General features: G+C 49.3%; 19 protein-coding genes. 11 read left to right on the forward strand and 8 right to left on the reverse strand.

Features of this window, described 5'->3' with window-relative positions; translation table 11 throughout:
- Window positions 1–173: 173 nt before the first annotated feature.
- Together AWQ24_RS00900 and AWQ24_RS00905 are read right to left on the reverse strand one after the other, a co-directional pair.
- Window positions 174–2,327, reverse strand: coding sequence for a transglycosylase SLT domain-containing protein (locus AWQ24_RS00900; RefSeq protein ID WP_065715748.1), 2,154 nt, complete (start codon window positions 2,325–2,327; stop codon window positions 174–176).
- Between the two features lie 145 nt (window positions 2,328–2,472).
- Window positions 2,473–3,525 carry a fatty acid desaturase gene (locus tag AWQ24_RS00905; protein WP_030006707.1) on the reverse strand — a complete coding sequence of 351 codons (1,053 nt, stop codon included), beginning with the start codon at window positions 3,523–3,525 and terminating at the stop codon, window positions 2,473–2,475.
- A gap of 186 nt (window positions 3,526–3,711) precedes the next feature.
- Here AWQ24_RS00905 and AWQ24_RS00910 point away from each other — a divergent pair, with 186 nt between their 5' ends.
- On the forward strand, window positions 3,712–4,179 hold the full coding sequence (locus AWQ24_RS00910; RefSeq protein WP_065715749.1) for a Tic20 family protein: 468 nt from the start codon (window positions 3,712–3,714) through the stop codon (window positions 4,177–4,179).
- A gap of 102 nt (window positions 4,180–4,281) precedes the next feature.
- Entirely contained in the window at window positions 4,282–4,839 is a 558-nt protein-coding gene (locus tag AWQ24_RS00915) for a COP23 domain-containing protein (protein ID WP_083993465.1), read from the forward strand.
- Between the two features lie 24 nt (window positions 4,840–4,863).
- Here the strand turns inward: AWQ24_RS00915 and AWQ24_RS00920 are convergent, their stop codons facing one another.
- The 3 genes from AWQ24_RS00920 to AWQ24_RS00930 form a co-directional block, all read right to left on the reverse strand.
- Window positions 4,864–5,961: an ATP-dependent 6-phosphofructokinase gene (locus tag AWQ24_RS00920; RefSeq protein ID WP_012305800.1), complete on the reverse strand. Its 1,098-nt coding sequence runs from the start codon at window positions 5,959–5,961 to the stop codon at window positions 4,864–4,866.
- A gap of 185 nt (window positions 5,962–6,146) precedes the next feature.
- Window positions 6,147–6,875, reverse strand: coding sequence for a hypothetical protein (locus AWQ24_RS00925; protein WP_030007882.1), 729 nt, complete (start codon window positions 6,873–6,875; stop codon window positions 6,147–6,149).
- The gene (locus tag AWQ24_RS00930; RefSeq protein WP_012305802.1) at window positions 6,841–7,383 is read right to left on the reverse strand and encodes an Npun_F5560 family protein; all 543 of its coding nucleotides are present in this window, start codon (window positions 7,381–7,383) and stop codon (window positions 6,841–6,843) included. The genes AWQ24_RS00925 and AWQ24_RS00930 overlap by 35 nt, the downstream gene beginning before the upstream one ends.
- Window positions 7,384–7,653: 270 nt before the next feature.
- Between AWQ24_RS00930 and AWQ24_RS00935 the strand changes: the two genes are divergently transcribed.
- Both AWQ24_RS00935 and AWQ24_RS00940 read left to right on the forward strand, forming a co-directional pair.
- Entirely contained in the window at window positions 7,654–9,087 is a 1,434-nt protein-coding gene (locus AWQ24_RS00935; RefSeq protein WP_012305803.1) for a phosphoglucomutase/phosphomannomutase family protein, read from the forward strand.
- A 97-nt stretch (window positions 9,088–9,184) separates the two neighbouring features.
- Window positions 9,185–10,645, forward strand: coding sequence for a GIY-YIG nuclease family protein (locus AWQ24_RS00940; protein ID WP_065715751.1), 1,461 nt, complete (start codon window positions 9,185–9,187; stop codon window positions 10,643–10,645).
- Window positions 10,646–10,658: 13 nt separating this feature from the next.
- On the opposite strand, the gene AWQ24_RS00945 is transcribed toward AWQ24_RS00940, so the two are convergent.
- Window positions 10,659–11,645 (reverse strand): ABC transporter ATP-binding protein, encoded by a 987-nt coding sequence (locus AWQ24_RS00945; RefSeq protein WP_065715752.1) that lies wholly within the window; start codon window positions 11,643–11,645, stop codon window positions 10,659–10,661.
- Window positions 11,646–11,797: 152 nt separating this feature from the next.
- Here AWQ24_RS00945 and AWQ24_RS00950 point away from each other — a divergent pair, with 152 nt between their 5' ends.
- On the forward strand, window positions 11,798–12,151 hold the full coding sequence (locus AWQ24_RS00950; RefSeq protein ID WP_012305805.1) for a c-type cytochrome: 354 nt from the start codon (window positions 11,798–11,800) through the stop codon (window positions 12,149–12,151).
- A 197-nt stretch (window positions 12,152–12,348) separates the two neighbouring features.
- Here AWQ24_RS00950 and AWQ24_RS00955 read toward each other — a convergent pair whose 3' ends face one another.
- Complete coding sequence (locus AWQ24_RS00955; RefSeq protein WP_065717260.1) at window positions 12,349–13,650, reverse strand: DUF4912 domain-containing protein; 1,302 nt, start codon at window positions 13,648–13,650, stop codon at window positions 12,349–12,351.
- 321 nt (window positions 13,651–13,971) lie between these two features.
- Between AWQ24_RS00955 and aroA the strand changes: the two genes are divergently transcribed.
- Window positions 13,972–15,312 carry a 3-phosphoshikimate 1-carboxyvinyltransferase gene (gene aroA / locus AWQ24_RS00960; protein WP_065715753.1) on the forward strand — a complete coding sequence of 447 codons (1,341 nt, stop codon included), beginning with the start codon at window positions 13,972–13,974 and terminating at the stop codon, window positions 15,310–15,312.
- Between the two features lie 9 nt (window positions 15,313–15,321).
- Here the strand turns inward: aroA and AWQ24_RS00965 are convergent, their stop codons facing one another.
- On the reverse strand, window positions 15,322–16,689 hold the full coding sequence (locus AWQ24_RS00965) for a cytochrome P450 (protein WP_065715754.1): 1,368 nt from the start codon (window positions 16,687–16,689) through the stop codon (window positions 15,322–15,324).
- Window positions 16,690–16,929: 240 nt separating this feature from the next.
- Here AWQ24_RS00965 and AWQ24_RS00970 point away from each other — a divergent pair, with 240 nt between their 5' ends.
- From AWQ24_RS00970 to AWQ24_RS00990, 5 genes are all read left to right on the forward strand, one after another.
- Entirely contained in the window at window positions 16,930–17,865 is a 936-nt protein-coding gene (locus AWQ24_RS00970; RefSeq protein WP_062431791.1) for a LysR family transcriptional regulator, read from the forward strand.
- Between the two features lie 127 nt (window positions 17,866–17,992).
- Entirely contained in the window at window positions 17,993–19,843 is a 1,851-nt protein-coding gene (locus tag AWQ24_RS00975; protein WP_065715755.1) for an NAD(P)H-quinone oxidoreductase subunit F, read from the forward strand.
- Between the two features lie 55 nt (window positions 19,844–19,898).
- On the forward strand, window positions 19,899–21,395 hold the full coding sequence (locus AWQ24_RS00980) for an NADH-quinone oxidoreductase subunit M (RefSeq protein WP_065715756.1): 1,497 nt from the start codon (window positions 19,899–19,901) through the stop codon (window positions 21,393–21,395).
- A 59-nt stretch (window positions 21,396–21,454) separates the two neighbouring features.
- Entirely contained in the window at window positions 21,455–22,738 is a 1,284-nt protein-coding gene (locus tag AWQ24_RS00985; RefSeq protein WP_065715757.1) for a CO2 hydration protein, read from the forward strand.
- Window positions 22,739–22,780: 42 nt separating this feature from the next.
- The gene (locus AWQ24_RS00990) at window positions 22,781–23,182 is read left to right on the forward strand and encodes a fasciclin domain-containing protein (protein WP_030007892.1); all 402 of its coding nucleotides are present in this window, start codon (window positions 22,781–22,783) and stop codon (window positions 23,180–23,182) included.
- Window positions 23,183–23,212 lie beyond the last annotated feature (30 nt).

The following is a 23,212-nucleotide window of genomic DNA, read 5'->3' on the forward strand; positions in this document are numbered from 1 at the left end:
ATCGTTATGATTGCTATGAAATTATCAAGGTGCGCTCTGGAAAAACTAGAACTGTTTTGTATGTATGTGTCCATACTAGCAACAAAATGAAGTTTTGTAAAGGGTTTTGGGGAGATCTTTACATTTGCTTTGGGTTTATGCATCATAATTTGCACGAACAGCCAAGGAAGTTGCTACAAAGAGTCTAGCTTGGTTTGAAGTTCGGGATTGTAAAGGCGTTCGTAATTCCAATAGTTTGCAAAGACAGTTTCGACGTAGTTTTTCGTTTCATTAAACGGGATCTGCTCGATGAAGGTGTCGGGATCGTTAAGGCCATAGCGTTGGAGCCACTGGGCAACGTTACCAGGGCCAGCATTGTAACTGGCGATCGCCAACATGGAATTATCATCATATTCCTGGTGAGTGTAGCGCAGATACCAGGTACCGAGTTTAATATTGTCCTCTGGTTCATCGAGGGCATAGGCCTTCCCGGTTGTCTGTTGGGCAATCCATTCGGCGGTACTGGGCATCACTTGCATCAGTCCCTTTGCTCCCACGGGGGACTCAATATTTTTCTCAAAGCGAGATTCTTGACGCATTAAGGAAACGACCAACAGGGGATTAAGGTCATTTTCGGCGGCCCACCGCTGGATCGGTTCAGCATAGGGGAACGGGAAAAGGGCGTGCCAATAGGTTTCGTTTTCCCGGAGTGCTAACCATGCTTGGCGATCGCCGGGTTCGTCCCGTTGGCTGAGATTCCAAATGGTATTAATCCCCTGGAGATAGCGACCTTGGGCCAGTTTTAACAGACCTTGGGTAAAGGCTTCGGGGACAGTGAGTTCTGTTTTACTGGCGAGTTCGAGTTGGAGGGTATTCCAGGCGTCAAAATCCTGGCCGAGGCGATAAAGCTCCTGAAATGTTTCCGAACCCGCCGGGGGCACAGGGCGAGTTTCGGGGATCGTTAATTCCGGTTGGAGACTGCGTACCGACGTGAAATCCCCTACATCCCAGCCGAGTTGTACCGCCGATCGCCAAGCGTAATAGGATTCGGGGTAGTCGCGGAGGACTTGTTGATAGGCTTGTTTGGCTGCTTGGGTTTGGCCGAGCTGTTGTTGCCATTTCCCTGTCCAAAAAATAGATTCGGGGGCAAGGGAATGATCCGGGGTCAGGGGGGCGATCGCCTTGGCCCATTCAATGGCCTGGGTGTAATTTCCTTCTGCGGCGTAGCGTTCGGCCTGTTGCCAGCGGTATTCTGTGGTGGCGGTGCCGTCTTTATAGGTATTGAGGGCTTTTTCGCGGGTTTGGTTGGCGGAACTATTGCTACCGAGCTTTTCTAAAAGGTTGGCCTTGGTGAAGAGGGCTTCGGGGGCTTCCTCTGGAAACTTTTCGACGGCTTGATCTAAATAGGTCAGCGCCGTGGTGTCATTAACTAAACTGGCGAGGCGACGTAAACCAAGGCCTGTTTCTGGGGCGTCGGGGAAAGTTGTGATTAAAGCTTCATAGGCAGGTCGGGCTTGCTCCGGTTGGTCACTGACCTGGAAGCTGCGGGCGAGACGGTATAAATTTTGAGGAGTTTCGGGGGCTTTTTGGTAGGCGGTGGCGGCGGCGGCATATTGCCATTGATCCCAAAAACTATCGGCGATCGCCTGCCAGGTTTCTGGGGATAGCTGATCGGCGAAATTATCAATTAAAGCTTGACGGACTGTGGCAATATCTGGGGCGTCGGCGTCATACTTGAGGCGTAGTTCCAGAAGATCCCGTTGCTGGGGATTTTCTGCAAGGCGTTGCTGGATCAAGCTTTGGGTGCGGGGGTGGGCAGGATATTCGGCGATCGTCTGGTCGGCATATTTCGGGTCGTAGGCACTGAGGCGAAAGAGGGCTTCGGCAGCGGCGGCATCCTCTGGGTAATTTTGCACCACATCAAACCAAATCACCTGGGCCTGTTCGGGGTTGTTCGTTAATTCGTAGGCGCGCCCCCGCTTAATCAAAATATGGGGCGTCAACACCGGATAATCTTGCTCTAGATTCTCGAAGGCGGCCAGGGCAGCGGCACCATCCTGTTCAACGAGATAGTCCATCCCTAATAGGTAACGGGCGCGACTGCGGTCAAGGCTATTTTTTTTCCCGTTGGCGATCGCCTCAAGTCGTTCCCGCCGTTCCTCTGGTGTTTGTTCTACCAAGGCCAGCACCTTAGAATCGCTTGTTTCAGAGGATTCCACCTGGCCAGCGCTCTGGGACAATAAGGGTATCTGTTGCCGGGCGGCGATCGCCCCCAGACCCAAGATCCCCATTAAACCAAGGCCAATCCAAAAGGTTGGCGAACTGTATTTGACCCGAACCCGCTTCATGGTGGTGCTGTCGTAAATTCAACGGTTTCGATCATAGGCGATCTCTCAAAAATCCGGTGCTTTCCCCAGGCGATCGCCGCAAAAAAACCTAACTTCCAGGGGAAATTAGGATCAATAAAAAAGATTGCAGTGGAGAATAATAGCGTTACTTTTTCGGCTGGTAGTACAGGTTAGACCCTTGATCCGCGATGTAATGGCAGGCTTTTTGGGATCTAAAGAAACTGCGCCAAATCGGAGCATGGCTCACCCGGTAATAATCTCCCAGGAGAGGCTTGATCGCTTCGGTCGCATCCTTGAGATAGTAATGGGGAATCGTATGGAAAATGTGGTGGGCGACGTGGGTGCCGATATTGTGGTGAATTTCGTTAAAAATGCCATAATCCCGGTCAATGGTGGAAAGGGCACCCTTGAGGTAATACCAATCATCACCCCGGTACCAGGGAATATCCGCCTCAGTATGGTGCAGATAAGTGACTAGATCGAGCCAAATCACGAAGATGACGTAGGGCACAAAATAGAATTTCACAAAGGCGAGAAGCCCGAACTGCACTGTAAACCACGCGAGAAAACCGACCATGGCGATAATCGCGGCGGTACTGACGATAATATCGTTGCGCTCAGCAGGCTTAAACAAGGGACTTTTTGGCGAAAAATGAGAACCAGGCCCCCGACCCGGCGATCGCTTAAACAAATAAACCGGATAAGCAATCAGGGGCGCATAGAAACGGACAAGTTTCTCCGCAAAACCCATCTGGTCATATTTTGACTCTGGGATTGGGTACCAACTCTCATCGGTATCAATGTTGCCCGTGTTGGAGTGGTGGGTGCGGTGGGAAATACGCCAACCATGGAAAGGCACCAAAATCGGCGTGTGGCTCAAATGCCCAATCAAGTTATTGAGCCATTTGGACTTAGAAAAAGATCCGTGGCCGCAATCATGGCCGACCACAAACAAAGCCCAAAACATGGTGCCCTGGGCAAACCAAAAAATGGGATAGAAAAACCAAGAATCTAAATAAGCGGCGATCGCATAGAGGCCAGCGATAATCCCAATATCAAGAAAAAAATAGGCGAGGGAACGGAAGACAGAAGGCTGAAAACAGTAGTCTGGGATGGCTGCTTTCACATCCTTGAGGGTGAAGGGCAGATCTTGCCGTAGAGACTCGCGACTCCCTGGGGAGCGGACTGTACTTTGCATTCAGTTTCAAAAAGAGATTAACAAATGTTCACAATTCTACTGCCTTTTGTCAGGATGCAGGGGAAATTGCCGCAAAATTCCTGAATTTCGTTTAATTTTTCCCATTGTTTGGCCCTGGCGATCGCCCCAAAACTTCTTTAAGAGTTCTTTGTAGAATAGGAGCTAGTCCATTGCAGAAAAAGTTTTATGTCCACTACCACTGAACCCACAGATCGTTTATTTGGGGCCTTGCCTTACCTATTACCCCTCGTCTACGCTTTGCCCTTCGGTCTGCCGTTTTTAATGCGCTTTCCGATCCTGGCGGTAATCTACGTGCCTTTACAACCCCTAATCCGCCTTTATTCATTTCCCTTTGCGGGGCTGATTATTTTCTTCATTCTCTATGCTGCGGTGGTACGCAACAGCAAAATTAGCCACTTCATTCGCTTTAATACCCTCCAGGCGATTTTGATTGACATTGCCCTGGTGTTGTTCGGGATTTTAATTCGCTTTTTTGGCTTTGGGGGCGACAGTCTTCTCGTTGAAACCCTCTCAAATGTTGCCTTTCTTGGTACCTTAGTGGCTTGTCTCTATGCAATGGTGCAATCGATCCTCGGCAAATATGCGGAGTTGCCGACCATTTCCCAGGCCGCCTATTCCCAATTACCTTATTAATCGGACGAAATAGGCAAAATTCTGGAAATTTAGGGTCTAATCGGGAAACTTTTTTGGGGTCATCCCCGACAGATAATCATGGTGAAGTATTAGGGCAACACAATGGCGAAGTTTATGATGTTAGAGTCTTATCAATTATTGTTGGGCGGCGTAGTGGCGATCGCCTTTCTCACGGTGGGCCTGACGGTGGGGGTCAGCAATGCCCTGGGGCGCAATATTCTTAAACCCCGGCAGTTTACCTGTCAGCCCGTCATAGAACCCCAAACAGGAGAACTGATGTGGACGGTCTTTCATCAGGGCCAAGGGCAACCGCAACCTTGGCTACAAATGGTGCCGGGCATGGAAGGGGATGTATCCCCCAAAAGTCGTTGTGATCAGGTCGCCCAGCGCCTAGATTCTCTAGTGCCACAGCAACTCCGCGCCCTCACCTATCAGCCCAACCCGGCCACCCCAGAACGGGAAGCAATTTGTGCCCTGACTCAAACCAAAGGCGGTCCTTGTACGACGCTCCTGATTTTGAAGCCTGATACAGACCCAACGCAGTTTTTTGCGGATCTGACCCTGCCCCTGCGCCAATGGGGAGAGGGGATGCAATTAGAAACCGCAAACCAGGTTCCCCTCGATCTGCAGCCCTATCTTCTGGAGCCAGCTTCTCCCTAGAGTTCTGGGCGGCTTAAATGTGGCCTAAATTTCGCCTGGGCGATCGCCAAGGCAAATCCCTAAACCCCGCGCGGTTTTCACCAAAGTTCCCTCCGGATCAACGACCCGATTGATCTCAATGGCTTCACTAATGGGCGCACTAGACACCTGGCCATTTTGCCAAGTCACCATGTGATCAAATTTGCCCTGGGCGATCAAGTCCACCGCCGCCACCCCAAAGGCCGAGGCCAACAAACGGTCTAGGGGTGAGGCGATGCCCCCCCGTTGGATGTGGCCCAATACCGTTACCCGCGTTTCTGCGCCAGTCTTTTTGGCCACCTCATCGCCCATGTATTGACCGATGCCCCCCAGACGACATTCCCCAAATTGCAATTCATGTTTGAGGGTTTCCCCAGAGGTGGTACAGACCGCTTCTGAAACAACGACAAGGGTATGACCATTACCGGAATTTTGGCGATCGCAAATAAACTCACACACCGTCTGTAAGTCGTAGGCAATCTCTGGGATCAAGATCACATGGGCACCGCCAGCAATCCCCGCATTTAAGGCGATGTGGCCGGCATCTCGCCCCATGACTTCCACAATCATTACTCGGTTGTGACTCGCCGCCGTAAAATGCAGTCGATCTAAAGCTTCCGTGGCAATATTGACCGCTGTTTCAAACCCAATGGAACGTTCCGTAATGCCCACATCATTGTCAATGGTTTTGGGGATGCCCACGAGGTTCATGCCCCCCAGGTGCGCTAATTTCTGGAGAATCGCCAAGCTACCATCGCCGCCAATCCCGACCAGTGCATCCAGCCCCAAGCGGTGATAGGCTTCGCCAATTTCCTGGGAGCGATCCTTTAGGGAACCATCTTCCATGGGAAAAGCAAAGGGATTACCTTTATTGGTTGTCCCTAACATGGTGCCCCCCATCGTTAACCAAGTATCGACTTGATCTTCGGTGAGGACAATGGTTTCTGGTGGCTCCTGGAGCAGGCCGAGGGTCGCTCGACAGATACCAATCACTTCCCAACCGTATTGATGTCGGGCACAGCGAGTTACAGCCCGAATCGCTGCATTCAAGCCGGAGCAGTCGCCGCCACTGGTGAGTACACCAATTTTTTTTACGTTTCCCATAACTGATGCTGTTTACCGTTGTCCTAAAGCATTTATGACCTGGGGCCATTGGGCCTATTGTTAATCAGGAAACGGCGATCGCCACAGCCTCTGAGATGATTCGTTTAATTTTTTGACAGTTATTTACTGATATGGCTGATAAGTCAGCGATCGCTCACATCCCCAGGGAAATTTACAGGGAAACTTTAGGATGCGAGGTAATGGGGAATAATTACATCGGGGATACTTTGCCCCGTCAGACAATGCCAATGGCAGGTAAACAGGTCTGGTTGTTGGCAGCGCAGAGAGGCGATCGCCGGTGCTGCCGGGAAGGGCCAGAGCCGATCAAAAATCAACCGCTTTTCCGGTGAGAAGGAAAACTGTAGCAGGTAAACCCCAGGCGTAGCCCCAATGGAATCGAGGAGTTGGTAGCCCAGATAATACAGACTTTGACGCTGTTCATCCCGGAGATCGATGGGCTGGTGGTAGGAGTTGGGCATTACCCCTTCACCGATCACTTCGCCGTACAAAGGCCCCTTCGCCGTGTAGATAATTGGTAGCCAGTGATCACCTAAATAATTGTGGTTACAGACCCGGTGGGTTGTGTGTTTCTGTACCCACTGACGCCGCTCTTCAATTTTGCGACAGGCTTGAAATACTTTTTGGTGCGTGAAAGAAAAAGGCTCTGGTAAATCAATCGTCAAGGGACAAACGAGGACGTCGCGACCCTGGGACTGGCCCCCGTGCCGAACCATCGCCGGTGTGAGTACTTCTACTTCTGTGCCCTCGGCCTGCTGCACAATTGCCGTTTTAAATGCCTTAATCATCCGCTCCGTAACGGGGGAAGCAGAGATAAATTTGCCAGAATGCTTTAATTCAGCATTGACTAAGATGATGACCTTAGAGGGTGCTGAACGTCGGGATGGGGCTGCCACCTTTGGGGTTAAATGTGGGTAATTCAATCTCAGACAGGCTATGACGACGATTTTTCACTGCAAGGCGGTAACTCACACTTTGTAAGTCGGCGTGGAGTTGGCGATTCTCCCTTTGCAGCTTCTCTACTTTATCGCGAACTGTTGCCATTCTCTCAGCAAATTTTTGCCGATAAATCTGCGGTAGTTCCTGAACCACCTGTTCTAACCGCCGACTGCGATCGCCTAATTCTTTAACAGATTGGCGCAATTGGGAAATTTCTTGATCTTTCTGGGTCAAGCGCTCTTGATAAAAAACGACTTGCTGTTCAACCTCTTGGAACTGCTCCCGGAGGCGCTGGAGTTCTTCTTGGTGCTGGGCTTCTAGCTCCGGGGCCGGGTCATCATTGCCCTTGACGAGACGAAATAACTCCTGGGACAGTTGCTGCACCAGTTGATCCCGCAGTTGGAGTTCCTGCTGGAGTTGGGCGACATCGAGGGGTTGGGATTGACGGGGTTCGGTTGTTGCCACGGTTATTCATCACTCCATTGATCAAGGGTTTGGGGTTAAATCGTCCGATATGTACATCAATCTAGACAAAATTTGCACCGCCCGAAGGATAGAAAAGACAGTCTTTCGCCTATGACTTTTTACTGGAACTGGCCAGTATAGACCTAATAATATCTAATGCTTTGGAAAAATGCCTGTCTTCGGGGAAATTTTGTAAGAAAATCGCCATTCGTGGTTTCCCCCTTGCGGATAAGATAAAGGGGATTTTTAACAAGCCCTGTTTTTCTTCACATGAGTATTGCAAGCAATCCCCCGATTAAGTTTGGCACTGACGGTTGGCGTGGCATTATCGCCGATGATTTTACCTTCGCTAATGTTTGTAAAGTGACCCGGGCGATCGCCAGCTACCTAGAGACGGCCTATGGGAAGGATCGTCCGGTGCTGGTGGCCTATGACACCCGTTTTTTTGCAGACGAATTTGCCCAGACTGCGGCGGAAGTGCTCGCGGATCTCGGTTGGACGGTGCAGGTGGTAGAGCGGGATTGCCCGACCCCGGTGATTGCCTACAATGCGAAGTTTCTTAACTCTGCCGGCGCGTTGATGTTTACGGCCAGCCACAATCCGGCCCCCTACTGTGGGATCAAATATATTCCCGATTACGCCGGGCCAGCGACCCCAGAAATCACCGACACGATTGTGGCGAATATTGCCAGTGCTTCGGCGGAGATGCCCACGGGCAAAAATGGCGACAAGATTTCTCGGTTCGACCCGAAACCTGCCTATTTAAAATTTATCTACACCCTCCTGGATGTGGACAAGATTCGTTCAGCGGGCCTGAAAGTTAAATACGATGCGCTGTATTCCACGTCGCGCGGTTACTTAGATGAAGTGCTCGCCCACTGCGGCTGTGAAACGGAATCATTTAATACCAGCCGTGATGTTTTGTTTGGCGGTGGGATGCCAGAACCAAAAGGCTCTCAGTTGGTGGGCCTCGTGGATGCGGTAAAAGCGGATCAAGCAGATCTAGGCTTGGCGACCGATGGTGATAGCGATCGCTTTGGGGTTGTGGATGAATTGGGAAATGTTTTAACGCCCAACACAATTCTGCTCTTGCTTGCGCGGCACCTGCTGAAAAACAAAGGTCAAAAAGGGGCGATCGTCCGCACGGTGGCCACAACCCATTTGCTCGACAATTTGGCCGCAAAATATGGCTTAGAAATTTTTGAAACAGCAGTCGGCTTCAAGTATATCGGCGAAAAAATGCGCGAAACTGCTGTCCTCATTGGCGGTGAAGAATCCGGTGGTTTGAGTGTGCTCGGTCATATCCCGGAAAAAGATGGCATTTTGGCGGATATGCTCGTGGCCGAGGCGATCGCCTACGAAGGCAAACCCCTTTCCCAATTGGTGAAAGAAGCCCTCGAAGATGCCAATGGTCCCCTCTTTAACAAGCGTTTGGATTTACACCTCGAAGAACCCCACAAAAAGGCTGTCTTGGACTTCTACAAGGCGACGCCCCCGGAAACCGTGGCTGGTTTAGCGGTCAAGGAAGTGGGCTTAAAAGATGGCGTGAAACTGTACCTCGAACATGGCAGTTGGGTGCTCCTGCGTCCTTCTGGTACAGAGCCGTTGATGCGGGTTTATATGGAAACGGATTCTGCGGCCCTTGAAGCGAAAATTGCCTCAGAAATGGAAGCGGCGATCGCCAAACTTGATCCCGCCAAGTAAATTGATTTAATTCATTTTGTAAATCCTCCGCTGCGTAGTGGGGGATTTTTCGTGTACATGAGATACTTTGGAAAATATTTTTCATCAAAAACATTCTATGCTTGCCGACGAAAAAATTTTAAGATTACCGAAAGTGAGTCTCAAAACAAAGGAATTATTACCAGAATATTCAGGCATTTATTATGTTGTCGATCAGGACAATATGGTGATGTATATCGGCAAGGCTAAAAATTTACAAAAACGTTGGCAGGGAAACTCACATCACCGAATTAATCAGCTTAAAGCAACAAGAAAACGTCAATTCCATCTGTATTATGAAAAAGTTGCAGAGTCGAACCTTGATCAGCGAGAAAAAATTTTAATTCGAAAATATCGATCAGAGCTAAACGATAGTCCTGTCACTCTCAAAGAGATCTATTTTGCTGAACTTGTTTTACAGGAAGCATTGCGAAAATTAAACGGCTATATCATCATAGTCGGCATCAATAACAAAGACAAACATATTTCTATTTTGTTTGACTATGCTCAGTTTATTAAGGATTTTGCAATTACTCGTGAATCTACTCAGCCTATTTTAAATTTTCTCTTTCGAAATCGTAGAAATGCGGCAGTCAAGTGGGAAGTTTTCACTCATAAATATGGAGCCTCAATAAGATTTTACTATGCTTCTTTAAAGGTCAATGGCTACAACATCACATTCACCAATATAGAAAATCTATATTTAGAACAATATTCATCACTTCATCAATTTACATGCATGCAAGTTGATTTCATGCATGAATTAGTCCCTCAAATTTCTTTAGAAGATCTTCGGCATTTAAAAATCAAGCGCAAATCTTATCAGACTTATTCACCCTATAAAGAAGATCTGGTACCTTATTTGGCCACTACCCATAATATTCCATCAATAGATAAACTTCGCAAACAGCTTCAAACAATATGCCATGAATATCAAGCGGGAAAGCGTGGCACTGGAAGTAAAACGGCAAAAATCAATTTATCCCTACAGTCAATTGACGATTTATTATTGAATAAGCCCACAACAAAAATCACTTCCACCCTCTCACACTATAAAAATAATCATGTCAGTTTGTATATAAATTGTTTTTACTTCAATGATTTCAAGAAAAACTCTTTCAATAGTTTAGTCTACGGAAAAATAAATAATTCATATATCCGCACAAGTCAATCTGATTTTGAAAATATCTATTTGTTATCTGGTTGTAACCCTAAGATTTGGCAATTATTAAAAGATGATTTAGGTGATTTTTTCCGATTGGGAATTGTCTGTAGTGATCCCGAATTTCCAAATAATACTGGTTATGTCAAAAAGTTAATGATATCTCCACGAAGATATATTACTCCAGCTAGAGTGAGTATTAAATTTGAGAGTGTTTCAAGCAGCTTTAGTTTGCCATTCGGCCAGGATATAAACCAGAAGTTCACAACATTTGAAGTTGCAAAAGCAGAAATTATTCGTCGTTTGCATAATGCAGATTTACCGCCTTTTAAGCTGACTTTTACGCCAGAGAAAATCGTAACCAAAGGAAGACGCTAGATTTTTTGTGATATTAGGCGATCGCCTTGAGATTTTCCTCGATGTGCGCCTGGGGATCATGATCACGAATTTGGCGAATAAAGAAATCCTCTAGGGAAACTCGCGCCAATTTCAAATCTAATAATCGCGCCTTCATCAAGCTCAGGGAAGCAATGAACTTTTGGGGATCTCCCTCCAAATGGCCGATCCAATGGTGATCCTTGCGGGCTAAATCCGGCACCCAAGACCGTAACGCTGCCTCGGTGCCCCCTTCGATGACGACTTGATAGCGATCTGCTGCCCCCAAAAGCTCATCTAAAGTACCTTGGCAAATAATTTCTCCCTTCGACAAAATTGCCAGGCGATCGCAAATTAGTTCCACATCCGCCAAAATATGCGAATTAAAGAAAATCGTTTTTCCCTGGGCCTTTAGGGACAAAATAATTTCTCGCACTTGGTAGCGACCGAGGGGATCGAGGCCCGACATCGGCTCATCGAGGAAGACTAAATCAGGATCATTGATTAACGCCTGAGCCATCCCTACCCGCTGGAGCATCCCCTTGGAATATTTGCGGAGTTGCCGCTTTTTCGCCACTTCCTGGGCCAGTCCCACCGTATCCAGCAGTAATTTAATGCGCTTTTGTCGTTTGCCGCGCGGAATCTGAAATAAACCCGCCGTAAAATCTAGAAATTCCCAGGCCGTCAAAAAGTCATAAAAATAAGCATTTTCCGGGAGATAGCCAATGCGCTGTCGGGTCTGGCGATCGCCAAACGGTTTCCCCAACAGCGTCGCATTGCCCCCAGTCGGTCGAATAATACCTAGGAGAATTTTCAAAAGGGTGGTTTTTCCCGCTCCGTTCGGCCCCAGTAGCCCAAAGGTTTCTCCTCCCAAGACTTCGAGGGAACAACTTTTCAGGGATTCACTGGTTTTATTGAGCCAAAAGCCGGTACGGTAAGTTTTGCAAAGGTCCCAGGTCTTGACCACTGCCATACCATTGGAGGAAGGAGATGCGGACTGCATAGGGCAATTTCGTGACAAATTGAAACAATTTAGGGAATTTCAGGCTAAGCGTTTGAACCAAACGACAAGATCGATAAAATATAGTCTGGTTGATTATATTAAACTTTTAACCAAATTCTTTTTCTGTTGAGAGCATTGAGAGGAAAACTCCTTTGAAAAAATTACTTGCTATTGCTTTAACCGTACTTGCTACTGTTTTTGCCTTCGGGACTCCTGCATTTGCCGCTGATGCTGCTGCTGGTGCCCAGGTATTTGCCGCTAACTGTGCCGCTTGCCATGCTGGTGGTAACAACGCAGTCATGCCCACCAAAACCCTAAAGGCTGATGCCCTAAAAACTTACCTCGCTGGCTACAAAGATGGCAGCAAGTCCCTCGAAGAAGCGGTTGCCTACCAAGTAACCAACGGACAAGGGGCAATGCCTGCTTTCGGTGGTCGTCTAAGCGATGCTGACATTGCTAACGTTGCCGCTTACATCGCTGACCAAGCAGAAAACAACAAATGGTAAACGACTGATTGCCTCAAAATCAGTTGCAACCCATTCCCCCATAGACCAGTTATTTTGCTTAAATAACTGGTTTTTTTATGGCGATTAACCCCCTCGACAGATAAACTTCAGAACAAAAAACCTCCCCAGATGGAGAGGTCAAGAAATAAATTAATCAAATCAAATCATTCGTTTTTGAGATTTACCGCAACAGTGGCCTAGACAAACCACTCGTCCATTGCCTGTTCTTTGGTGTTGGTATTCCGAGAAGGAGTCGCCCGGTCAAAAGTCATGTGAATCGAACGGGTTTGTTCCCCATCGGCAGCCACAGCCACAATCGGATAATCGATATTGCCGTCCTGGAAAGACATCTGGAAGCGGAATGTGCCGTCTGGATTCAGTTTGATCGGTTGGCCGCCAATGGTGACAGTGGCATCAGGTTCCGTCGCGCCGTAAACAATCAACTCTGCATCGGCCACGAGCCAGAATTTCCGGGGACGCGCTGGTGGCATCGACGCAAAGCCAGCACCGGACATATTCAAGCCGGACATATTGAGACCAGAAACGTTGGGGGCTGCCCATAGTCCTGCCCCAGAGGGGAAGACATAGGAACTGATGGATTCTTGGGGCGGTACTGAACCAGCCACATGTTGCATCGAACCAAACAGAGACCCAGCAATACGTTGGGCTTCGAGGGATTGGAGATCACCAAAGATTTCGTCGTAGATGGGACTAGAGGTACTTTCGGCAGCGGCGGCAGCAGCTTCTGCTTGTTTCTTGGCTGGGGGTACCAGATTGTAAACGGTTTTTCCTTTCAGTTCTTCATCCCACTGGACGGTCACAAAGATGTCTTCTACCCAGTCGCTGGGATAGACGGGGGGAATGCGAATTGCGGTGGAGCGGGCCAAGCTTAACCAACGGCCATCGGCGCAACGGTAACCGATTTCGACAACGTAATCGCGATCGCTAACGGGGACGGGGAAATACCATTCCCGCGCCATTTCATCACACAAATATTCTTGGACGTTGTGGGGGGTCTGGTAGTCGAGGTTGATGTCCGTGACGTCATAGAGACGCAGGGCGATCTGCTGGCCCCCTTGGTTCCGCAGGTATTGCTTGTGGTCGTTGGGGATATCCCAGTAGGCGTAGGCCCATTGGGGATCACGGGGTAAGAGAACGATGCGACTTTGACCATAGCCGCCGGGGAGGTCACCGAGGTCTTCATCGACACTGGCGAGATCGAGCTCGATGGGATCATCTTGACCAACTTCAAATTTTGCTGCTTCCACTTGAGTTTCCTCCTCTTGGCTATTGACTGGGATGATGGATTCAGTTTTGTCGGGGGTGACTGAGGCTTTGGGATTGTCGTAGCTTGAGCGTTTTTTCACCTCAGCGAGGAGTTGATCTTTGCGCATCCGACTATAGCGGCTGATGCCAAGTTTGCTGGCGAGCTTCCGTAGTTGCCTCAGGGTCATATCTTCTGGGTTGTCTGCGAATCCATTGCCTACTGTGGTGGTCATGGGATGGGCTCCTCCGTTGCACGAATTTTGGACTGATACAGGGTAGGCGCTTGCATCGGTTTTTTTGGCGATCGCCTGTTGTTTCATGTTTTAGCAGAGAATCCTGGGTTTCGTGATCCCAAAAGTCAAAATATGTTGACTTTTAACGAATTCAATGGCTTTCAGCGATTTTTTTATGTCAGGAAACTATGACTTTTGCGTCTAGGGTGAGTATTTATGCTTGGTTAAAAAGACGAATTTGAGTGATTCTGCCCCGGGCCATAGGCAAGGGATTTGGAAATCCGCTAAGATGACATCGCCCATTTGTAACATCCCGACATTATGATTCGCCTCGAAACGGTTTCTCCCCACCAGCAACTTGTAATTACGCCGCCTGCATCGGGCCTCAGTTTGCAGGGAAAGGTGCGGATTCCGGGGGATAAGTCCATTTCCCACCGGGCGCTGATGTTGGGGGCGATCGCCGAAGGCGAAACGATCATTGAAGGCTTGCTATTGGGCGAAGATCCCCGCAGTACGGCGGCCTGTTTCACGGCGATGGGGGCCAATATTTCAGAATTAAATGAAACGGAAGTCCGGGTGCAGGGGGTCGGTCTTGGTAATTTGCAAGAACCAGATAATGTCCTCGATGCGGGCAACTCCGGCACCACGATGCGCTTGATGATGGGTTTACTGGCTTCGTCGCCGGATCGCTTTTTTGCCGTGACGGGGGATGGTTCTTTGCGATCGCGCCCCATGTCCCGGGTTGTCAATCCCCTAAAGGAAATGAGGGCACAAATTTGGGGCAAAAAAGGCAATACCCTCGCTCCCCTGGCGATTCAAGGACAACAACTCAAGGGAATTCATTACCACTCGCCCATTGCGTCAGCCCAGGTCAAATCCTGCGTATTGTTGGCGGGACTCTTGGCAGAGGGGCAAACCACCGTCACCGAGCCAGCCCTTTCGCGGGATCACAGTGAACGGATGCTCCGGGCCTTTGGCGCAAATCTCACCATTGATCCCGAAACCCACAGCGTGACCCTTGACCCCTACCCGACGTTGCGGGGCCAAAAAGTGGTGGTGCCGGGGGATATTAGTTCGGCGGCCTTTTGGATGGTGGCGGCGGCGATTGTGCCCGATTCCGATTTGACCATTGAGAATGTGGGGATTAATCCGACCCGCACTGGGATTATCGAAGCGATGCAGATGATGGGGGCGGACATGACCCTTGATAATGCGCGGGAAGTGGCCGGAGAACCGGTGGCGGATCTGCGGGTGCAATATTCTCCCCTCAAGGGTTGCACCATCGGCGGCGAGATTATTCCCCGGCTGATTGATGAAATTCCGATCCTGGCGGTGGCGGCCTGTTTCGCAGCAGGAACAACGATTATTAAAGATGCTGAGGAGTTACGGGTCAAAGAAAGCGATCGCCTCGCAGTGATGGCCGCAGAATTGACGAAAATGGGCGCGAACATTATCGAGCATCCCGACGGCCTAGAGATCATTGGGGGCGCCTCTTTAAACGGAGCAGAAATGGATAGCTACACTGACCATCGCATTGCCATGAGTTTGGCGATCGCCGCTTTAAATGCCAAGGATGAAACCCGTATCCACCGGGCTGAAGCCGCCTCCATTTCCTATCCTACATTTGTCGAAACCCTCACCAACGTTTGTCAGTTTGAATAAACGCCCAGGCTAGATTTTGCTGCCGTTAAAGCGCATTTTCACCCCCGTTGCAGGAGACAAAACTAACCCCTTGCGTTTGGCCGCGACGGGCACTTGATCCAATAAGGTTAAGTCTGTTTGGGTGGCGATCGCCGCCAGACCCAGGCGCAACTCCACCATCGCTAGAGCTTCCCCGGCACAACGACGCACACCGCCCCCAAAGGGCATAAATTCGTAGGGCGTAAACTGCCGTTCTAGGAACCGTTCAGGGCGAAATTCTCTGGGGTTGGGGTAGAGATCCGGGCGTTGGTGGAGCAGATAAATTGACCCCATCAACACCGTGCCCCCCTCAATGGAATAATCGAGCAACTGGGTGGTGGCAACAGCTTGACGAGCAAAAGTGAACATCGCCACGGGATTAATCCGTAGGGTTTCATTGCAAACGGCTGCGAGGTAGGGCAAGCGGTAAATGTCCATCGGGTCAGGATTTTCGCCCAAGGCTGTGATTTCGGCGCGGACTTTTGCCATCACTTCCGGGTGGGTATGGAGCCAATAGGTGCCCCAGGCCATGGCGATCGCCGTCGTTTCGTGGCCCGCAAACAACAGCAACATCAACTCATCGCGTAACTGTTGATCGTCCATGGTGTTGCCCGCTTCGTCAGTGGCCGCCATCAGCAGAGACAAAATGTCAGTCCGCTCCGGGTCGGGATGGGCGCGGCGTTCCTGCAATTCGGCGTAGATCAACTCATCTAGGGCTTGGCGATCGCGGATAAAACTGCCCCAGGGACTCCAGGCTCCCAAATCCTTTTGCAACGACGTAAAAAAGAGAAAACTATTGGCGATGGGCGAGGTAAACCGATTCAAAATCTTGCGGGTCATCGCCATAATCGGCGCGTAGCGATCGCCCCCCTGCACCCCAAAGACCACCTCAATGATCGTGCGCAGGGTAATCTTTTGGGTAATGTCCTGCATCTGGAAGGCTTGGCCCGGCTTTAACTGAGACAACTCCTCCTCAATAATTTGGGTAATGAGCGCCCCATAGTTGTGCATCCGCGCCCCGTGGAAGGCTGGCATGATCAACTTTCTTTCTTGCCGATGGCGATCGCCGCTCAAACTCACCAAAGACTGTTGCCCCACCAGGGGTTCAATAATGCCGTTTAACTCCCCAGGGGCCGCAAAAGCCTGGTTACTATTACTTAGCAACTGCCGCATCGCCTCAGGATGATAGGCCAAAACCAAGGGCTGGTCGTAGCCTGCCGCTGGCATATAGGCGAGATCGGGGGCCAGGGCCGCCAAACTGGTTAAATACCCCACAGGATTCAACAACGATTGTAATTTTTGCTGAAATTTTCCCGTAGATAAACGCGGAATGGACTTGAATTCAGTGGCGATCGCCATAGGTTTGACTCGATAGGGTGAAGGGCCTTGTTTCCCTATTGTGACACTTTTGTCCAGAGAACCATACTCGCTAAAAACGTCCCTAAGCCAGAAAAAATCAGAGTTTGACGGGAAGCCCAAGGGAATTTTTATAAATTTTTCTTATATAGAACCGAAACTATGACGATATTTTCTTGTATTGACTCTAGTCTATGGTATTGCTAAACTCAGGCATAACAGCACAAGTTCAGGAGTAAACCCTTGATCCCTGCAACTCTCCACCAACTGAAGGTGTTTGAAACCACAGCTCGCCACGGCAGTTTTACCAAGGCAGCGGAGGAATTATCAATCACCCAACCGACGGTTTCTGGACAAGTGAAACAACTGACCCAGACCATCGGCATGCCACTGTTTGAACATATTGGCAGAAAGCTATATCTCACAGAAGCAGGTGAGGAACTCCTCGCAACCTGCCAAGAAATCTTTGAACGGTTGGATAACTTTGAGATGAAGTTGGCCGCCCTGCAGGGAGCGAAACGGGGTCAACTCCGCCTTGGGGTAATCACCACAACTAAATATTTTGTGCCGCGTATCCTGGGGGAATTTTGCCAAGATTACCCAGATATTGACGTGTCTTTGCAGGTAATCAATCACCAACAGCTCCATGATCGGATGGCGAATAATCTAGATGATCTCTACATCCTGAGTAATTTGCCCGATGATCTTGATGTCCATGCGCAAGCATTTTTGGACAATCCCTTGGTGGTGGTTGCCCGCGCCGATCATCCCCTGGCTCGCCAGAAAAATCTCCCTCTGTCTGTGTTGGACGGGGCCGATTTTGTAACGCGGGAAATGGGGTCGGGGACACGACTCGCGGTCGAAAAACTCCTGGCAGAACATGATGTGTCGGTGCAGGTGCGCTTGGAACTGGGGTCAAATGAGGCGATTAAACAGGCGATCGCCGGTGGCCTAGGGATTTCTGTCTTGTCCCGCCATACTTTGATCACAGAGCCTCCCCACGGCGAATTAACGGTGTTGGATGTGGAGCATTTTCCGATCCAACGCCATTGGTATGTTGCCTACCTCGCCGGGAAACAACTGTCGGTGATTGCCCAAGCCTTTTTGGAGTTTATGGTCCGGTCTAGCCAGAAAACTCTCGAAAATTCAGGGCGGCGATCGCTTGCTCTGCAACCCTAAAAGCTCAAAATTGTTGGGCCATTTCCCGTGCCTTTGGTAGGTCGAAGTTGGTAATTGCCCAACCAGTAAAAAAGATGGGTCATCAGCCCGCTTTTTCCTAAGCAAATTATTTCAGCGTCATCGTCATATGAATACTTTTTTCAGTCAGAGTGTCTGGCTTGTTCCCTGCTATCCTTTGCTGGGAATGGGTCTATCGGCGCTATGGATGCCGAGCATCACCCGAAAAACAGGGCCACGGCCTGCGGGCTACGTCAATATGTTGCTTACTCTTATGGCCCTAGTCCATAGTTGTCTTGCCTTCATCGAGCGATGGGAACAGCCCGCCCTAAAACCATCGTTAACTTGGCTCCAGGCGGCGGACTTGACCCTCAGCATTGACCTCGATATTTCCAGCATTACCATCGGAGCGCTGATTCTGATCGCCGGGATTAATTTACTCGCCCAACTCTATGCCGTGGCCTACTTAGAAATGGATTGGGGCTGGGCGAGATTTTTCGCGACCATGAGCTTATTTGAAGCGGGGATGTGTGCCTTGGTGCTCTGTAATTCCCTTTTCTTTAGCTATGTGGTACTCGAAATTTTGACCCTCGGTACTTATCTGTTAATTGGCTATTGGTTTAACCAGTCCCTGGTGGTCACGGGGGCGCGGGATGCGTTTTTAACAAAACGGGTCGGCGATCTGTTCTTGCTGATGGGGGTTGTGGCTCTGTTGCCCCTTGCTGGTACTTGGAATTTTGATGGTCTGGCTGAATGGGCGGCAACGGCAGAACTCGATCCGACTTTGGCAACGCTGCTTTGCTTGGCCTTAATTGCGGGGCCTTTGGGGAAATGCGCTCAATTTCCTTTACACCTCTGGCTTGATGAGGCGATGGAAAGTCCTGTCCCGGCAACGGTGGTGCGGAATAGTCTCGTGGTTGGTACTGGAGCCTGGGTGCTGATTAAGTTGCAGCCGATTTTTGCCCTCTCGGATTTTGCTTCTACCTTTATGATCGCGATTGGGGCAACGACGGCCTTGGGGGCAGCCATGGTGGCGATCGCCCAGATTGATATCAAACGTTCTTTGTCCTATTCCGTCAGTGCCTACATGGGCATGGTCTTTATGGCGGTGGGTTCCCAACAGGATCAAACGACATTGGTCTTGCTGCTCACCTATGGCGTGGCGATGGCGATTCTCGTAATGGCGATCGGTGGCGTTGTTTTAGTCAATATCAGCCAAGATTTAACCCAATATGGCGGCCTCTGGTCGCGGCGGCCGATTACGGGGATTTGCTACCTTGTCGGTGCTGCTTCCCTCGTTGCCCTACCGCCGTTTGGTGGATTCTGGAGCCTGGCCCAACTGACAACAAATTTTTGGAAAACAAGTCCGATTCTGGCCGTGATTTTGATTACGGTCAATGCCTTGACTTCCTTTAGCATCATGCGAGAATTTGGCCTAATTTTTGGCGGTAAGCCGAAGCAGATGACCGTGCGATCGCCAGAAGGATTATGGGCCTTAGTCTTGCCGATGGTGATTCTTGCGGGTTTCGCCCTCCACAGTCCTTTTATTCTGGCGAAACTGAATTTTCTACCGGATTGGCACCAGTTGAATCTGCCCCTAGCTGCAGTTTTGATTATTTCGACCATGGTCGGTGGCGGTACCGCGATGTATCTCTATCTCAATGAAAAAATCAGTAAACCGATCCATATTTTTTCAGATCCGGTGCGGGAATTTTTCGCCAAGGATTTGTACACAGCGGAGTTGTATAAAAACACAGTTATTTTTGCCGTTGCCTTGATTTCCAAAATCATTGACTGGTTAGACCGCTATTTTGTCGATGGGGTGATCAACTTTCTCGGTTTAGCAACCCTTTTCGGTGGCCAAAGTTTGAAATATAACAACTCTGGTCAAAGCCAATCCTATGCCCTCTCGATTGTGGCCGGTATTCTCCTTTTTATTGCCGCTTTATCGTATCCCTTGCTGAAGCATTGGCAATTTTAAAGGGTGATGCGTTAACGATTTTCGCTGAAATATTTATGACCTTCTCCGAAAGATTATGCTGAGTTTCTTACTGTTTTTACCGCTTATCGGCATTGGGGCGATCACCCTTTTCCCCAGGCCCCTGACCCGGATTGTGGCAACGGTGTTTACGGTTGTTACCCTGGCGATCAGTAGTGGCTTATTGATTAACCTCAACCTCCAAGATGCTGGTATGCAATATACCGAATTCCATAATTGGTTAAGCATCCTGGGCCTCAACTACAACCTCGGTGTGGACGGTTTATCTTTGCCGCTGATTGTCCTAAATAGTTTGCTGACATTGGTCGCGATCTATAGCATTGGTGAAAGCAACCACCGTCCGAAGCTTTATTACTCCCTCATTTTGTTGATTAATAGTGGGATTACAGGGGCCTTGATTGCCAATAACCTGTTGCTCTTTTTCCTCTTTTATGAAATTGAGTTGATTCCTTTTTATTTACTGATTGCCATTTGGGGCGGCGAAAAAAAAGGATATGCCTCGACTAAATTTTTGATCTACACTGCCATTTCTGGACTCTGTGTATTGGCGGCATTTTTAGGGATTGTATGGCTCAGTCAATCGAGCAATTTTGACTTTGAGAATTTAACCCTAGAAAATCTTGAATTTAATACCAAGGTAATCCTGCTCACGATTTTGTTGATTGGCTTTGGGATTAAAATTCCTCTTGTGCCTTTACACACCTGGTTGCCCGACGCCTATGTAGAAGCAAATCCAGCGGTAACAGTTCTATTGGGTGGTGTTTTCGCGAAATTGGGCACCTATGGCTTGGTGCGCTTCGGTTTGCAACTGTTCCCGGATGTGTGGTCTACGGTTTCCCCCGCCCTCGCAGTCATCGGTACGGTGAGTGTGATGTATGGTTCCCTGGCGGCGATCGCCCAACGGGATCTCAAGCGGATGGTGGCCTACAGTTCCATCGGTCACATGGGTTATATCTTGGTTTCGACCGCCGCCGGAACGGAGTTAAGTTTGCTCGGCGCCGTGGCGCAAATGATTAGCCACAGTTTAATTCTGGCGCTGTTGTTCCACCTCGTCGGCATTATCGAACGCAAAGTTGGCACAAGAGATCTTGATGTGTTGAATGGTTTGATGAATCCGGTACGGGGTTTGCCGCTGACCAGTAGTCTGTTGATTTTGGCAGGGATGGCCAGTGCCGGGATTCCTGGCTTGGTCGGTTTTGTCGCAGAATTCCTGGTATTCCAAGGTAGCTTTAGCCGCTTCCCGATTCCAACCCTGTTCTGCATCATTGCCTCTGGGTTAACGGCGGTTTACTTTGTGATTTTGCTCAACCGCACCTGTTTCGGTCGCCTCGACAGCCACACCGCCTACTACCCCAAAGTTTTCGCCAGTGAAAAAATTCCGGCGATCGCCTTGACGGTCATTATCCTTTTCCTCGGTTTGCAACCCGCCTGGCTCACCCGCTGGATTGAACCGACCACCAGCCAATTCATTGCCGCCATTCCCACGGTTCAGACCATTGCCTTGACTCCCGCTGAATTGTCGAAAGCACCCTAGTCAATCAGACGTTCTCGCTTAACCGATTCGCCCAGCATTTTCTTAAGGAACAAAGCACTATGATCACCACCAAAATTCCCCCCTCAACCCATCCCCATGCCGATGTCATTCATCGCCTCGAAGCCGGGGGCTCGATGTTGCCCGACACTCCCGAAAACCTGATGCAGATTATCGGCATCTATAAAGCCTATGCCGTGCCGATGGATTTCTACTGGCGGGATCTGCTGTACATTGCGGAACAAGTTTTTCTTGAACCCTTCCGCTTCTTTAAATACTTCATTTCCGACGAATATTTAGAGCGGCAAAATCATTACGCCGGCGATCAAGCTGATCTTCGCATTTGGCGCGGCACAGGGTCAGCTCACCCGGAACTTCTAGAGTTTATGAAAAAAGGAGAAACCTTTAAATCCTCTAAACTCTTCCATCACTTGTTCCATGACCGGATCAACATGGAATTCGCCGAAGCTTGTATGCGGGCAATGTTGTGGCATGGGCGGGACATGGGCCTGGGTAAATTTGATGCCTACCTCGATTCCGACGAATATAAAGCCAACGCCGACCGCGCGATCAAAGCCTACTTCAAGAAAAACCCGGTCATGTTGGGCTTGTATAAACTTTTCCCCGATATGTTCCTGGAGCAGGTGCGCGAACTCTCTTATTACGCCAATCTCGGTCTCTTTTGGGAAGTGATGGCCCCCGTTTTCTTTGAAATGTCGGACATCTATGATGAAGGCGGTTTTAAAGGTGTCCCCGATGCGATGAATTTTTTGGTGAATGGCATTTTTGCGATCGCCGGTCGCCCCATTTACCACCACGTTTATATTGATGGCGAATGTTTTGAAATTATTCCCAAATCGAAGGGGTTTACTTGGCTCTATGAGGCTGCCTTACCCTACGTCGAAGCCGTGTTTTACCGCACCGCGCCTTTCCGGGGGACAAAATCCTACAACGCCCAGGCCCATGAAGTGCCCGACGAGCAAAAGGACTTTCATTACGGCATTCTGTACGCCGATGTTTTCCCTGTAGGCACTGCCGGCATTCCGCCGACATTGTTGATGGATGATATGTATCACTTCCTGCCCCAATACCTCAAGGATTACTACAAGGAACATTGCCGGGGCGAAGATGATGAGCTGATCCAATTGGGCATCACCTTCCAGCGGTCGATGTACAACGTCACCTCTGCGGTGATTCAAGCTTTACGGACAGCCTTGCTTTATCCTTTGGATGATCCCAATCCGAAACATTTACAGAAAAATCGTGAATTTTTTGAAGCCCAAATGGATCGTTTTCTCCGGCCAGAAGCCCGCTTACGGGACATTCAAAACGCAGAATATCGTTAATCTATTTTGAATTTTTTTATTTATTCAATCGGAGCTTAAACAATGCCAAGTATTGTGGATATTGCGGTGAATACCGATGGTTTTTCGACCCTGGTGGCCGCTGTGCAAGCCGCAGGTTTAGTGGAAACTTTAGCCGGAGAAGGGGATTTTACCGTCTTTGCGCCTAACGATGATGCGTTTGCCAAACTCCCGCCGGGCACGATTCAAACCCTTGTGCAAAATCCGCCCCAGTTAGCGCGCATTCTCACTTATCACGTCGCGGCGGGACGGTTAACTAAGGATGATTTAATCAAATTGGGCGAAGTAAAATCCATCGAAGGTTCCCCCATTCCCATTAATGGCGAAGATGATTTTGAGGTCAAAAATGCAACGGTTTTAGCGGCCGATATCGAAGCTGACAATGGCATTATTCATGTAATTGATAATGTTATTTTGATGGGCTGATTTTTGTCTCATTATTTAAAACAGTAGGGG

Source organism: Picosynechococcus sp. PCC 8807 (genome assembly GCF_001693295.1).
Taxonomy (GTDB): Bacteria; Cyanobacteriota; Cyanobacteriia; order Cyanobacteriales; family MRBY01; genus MRBY01.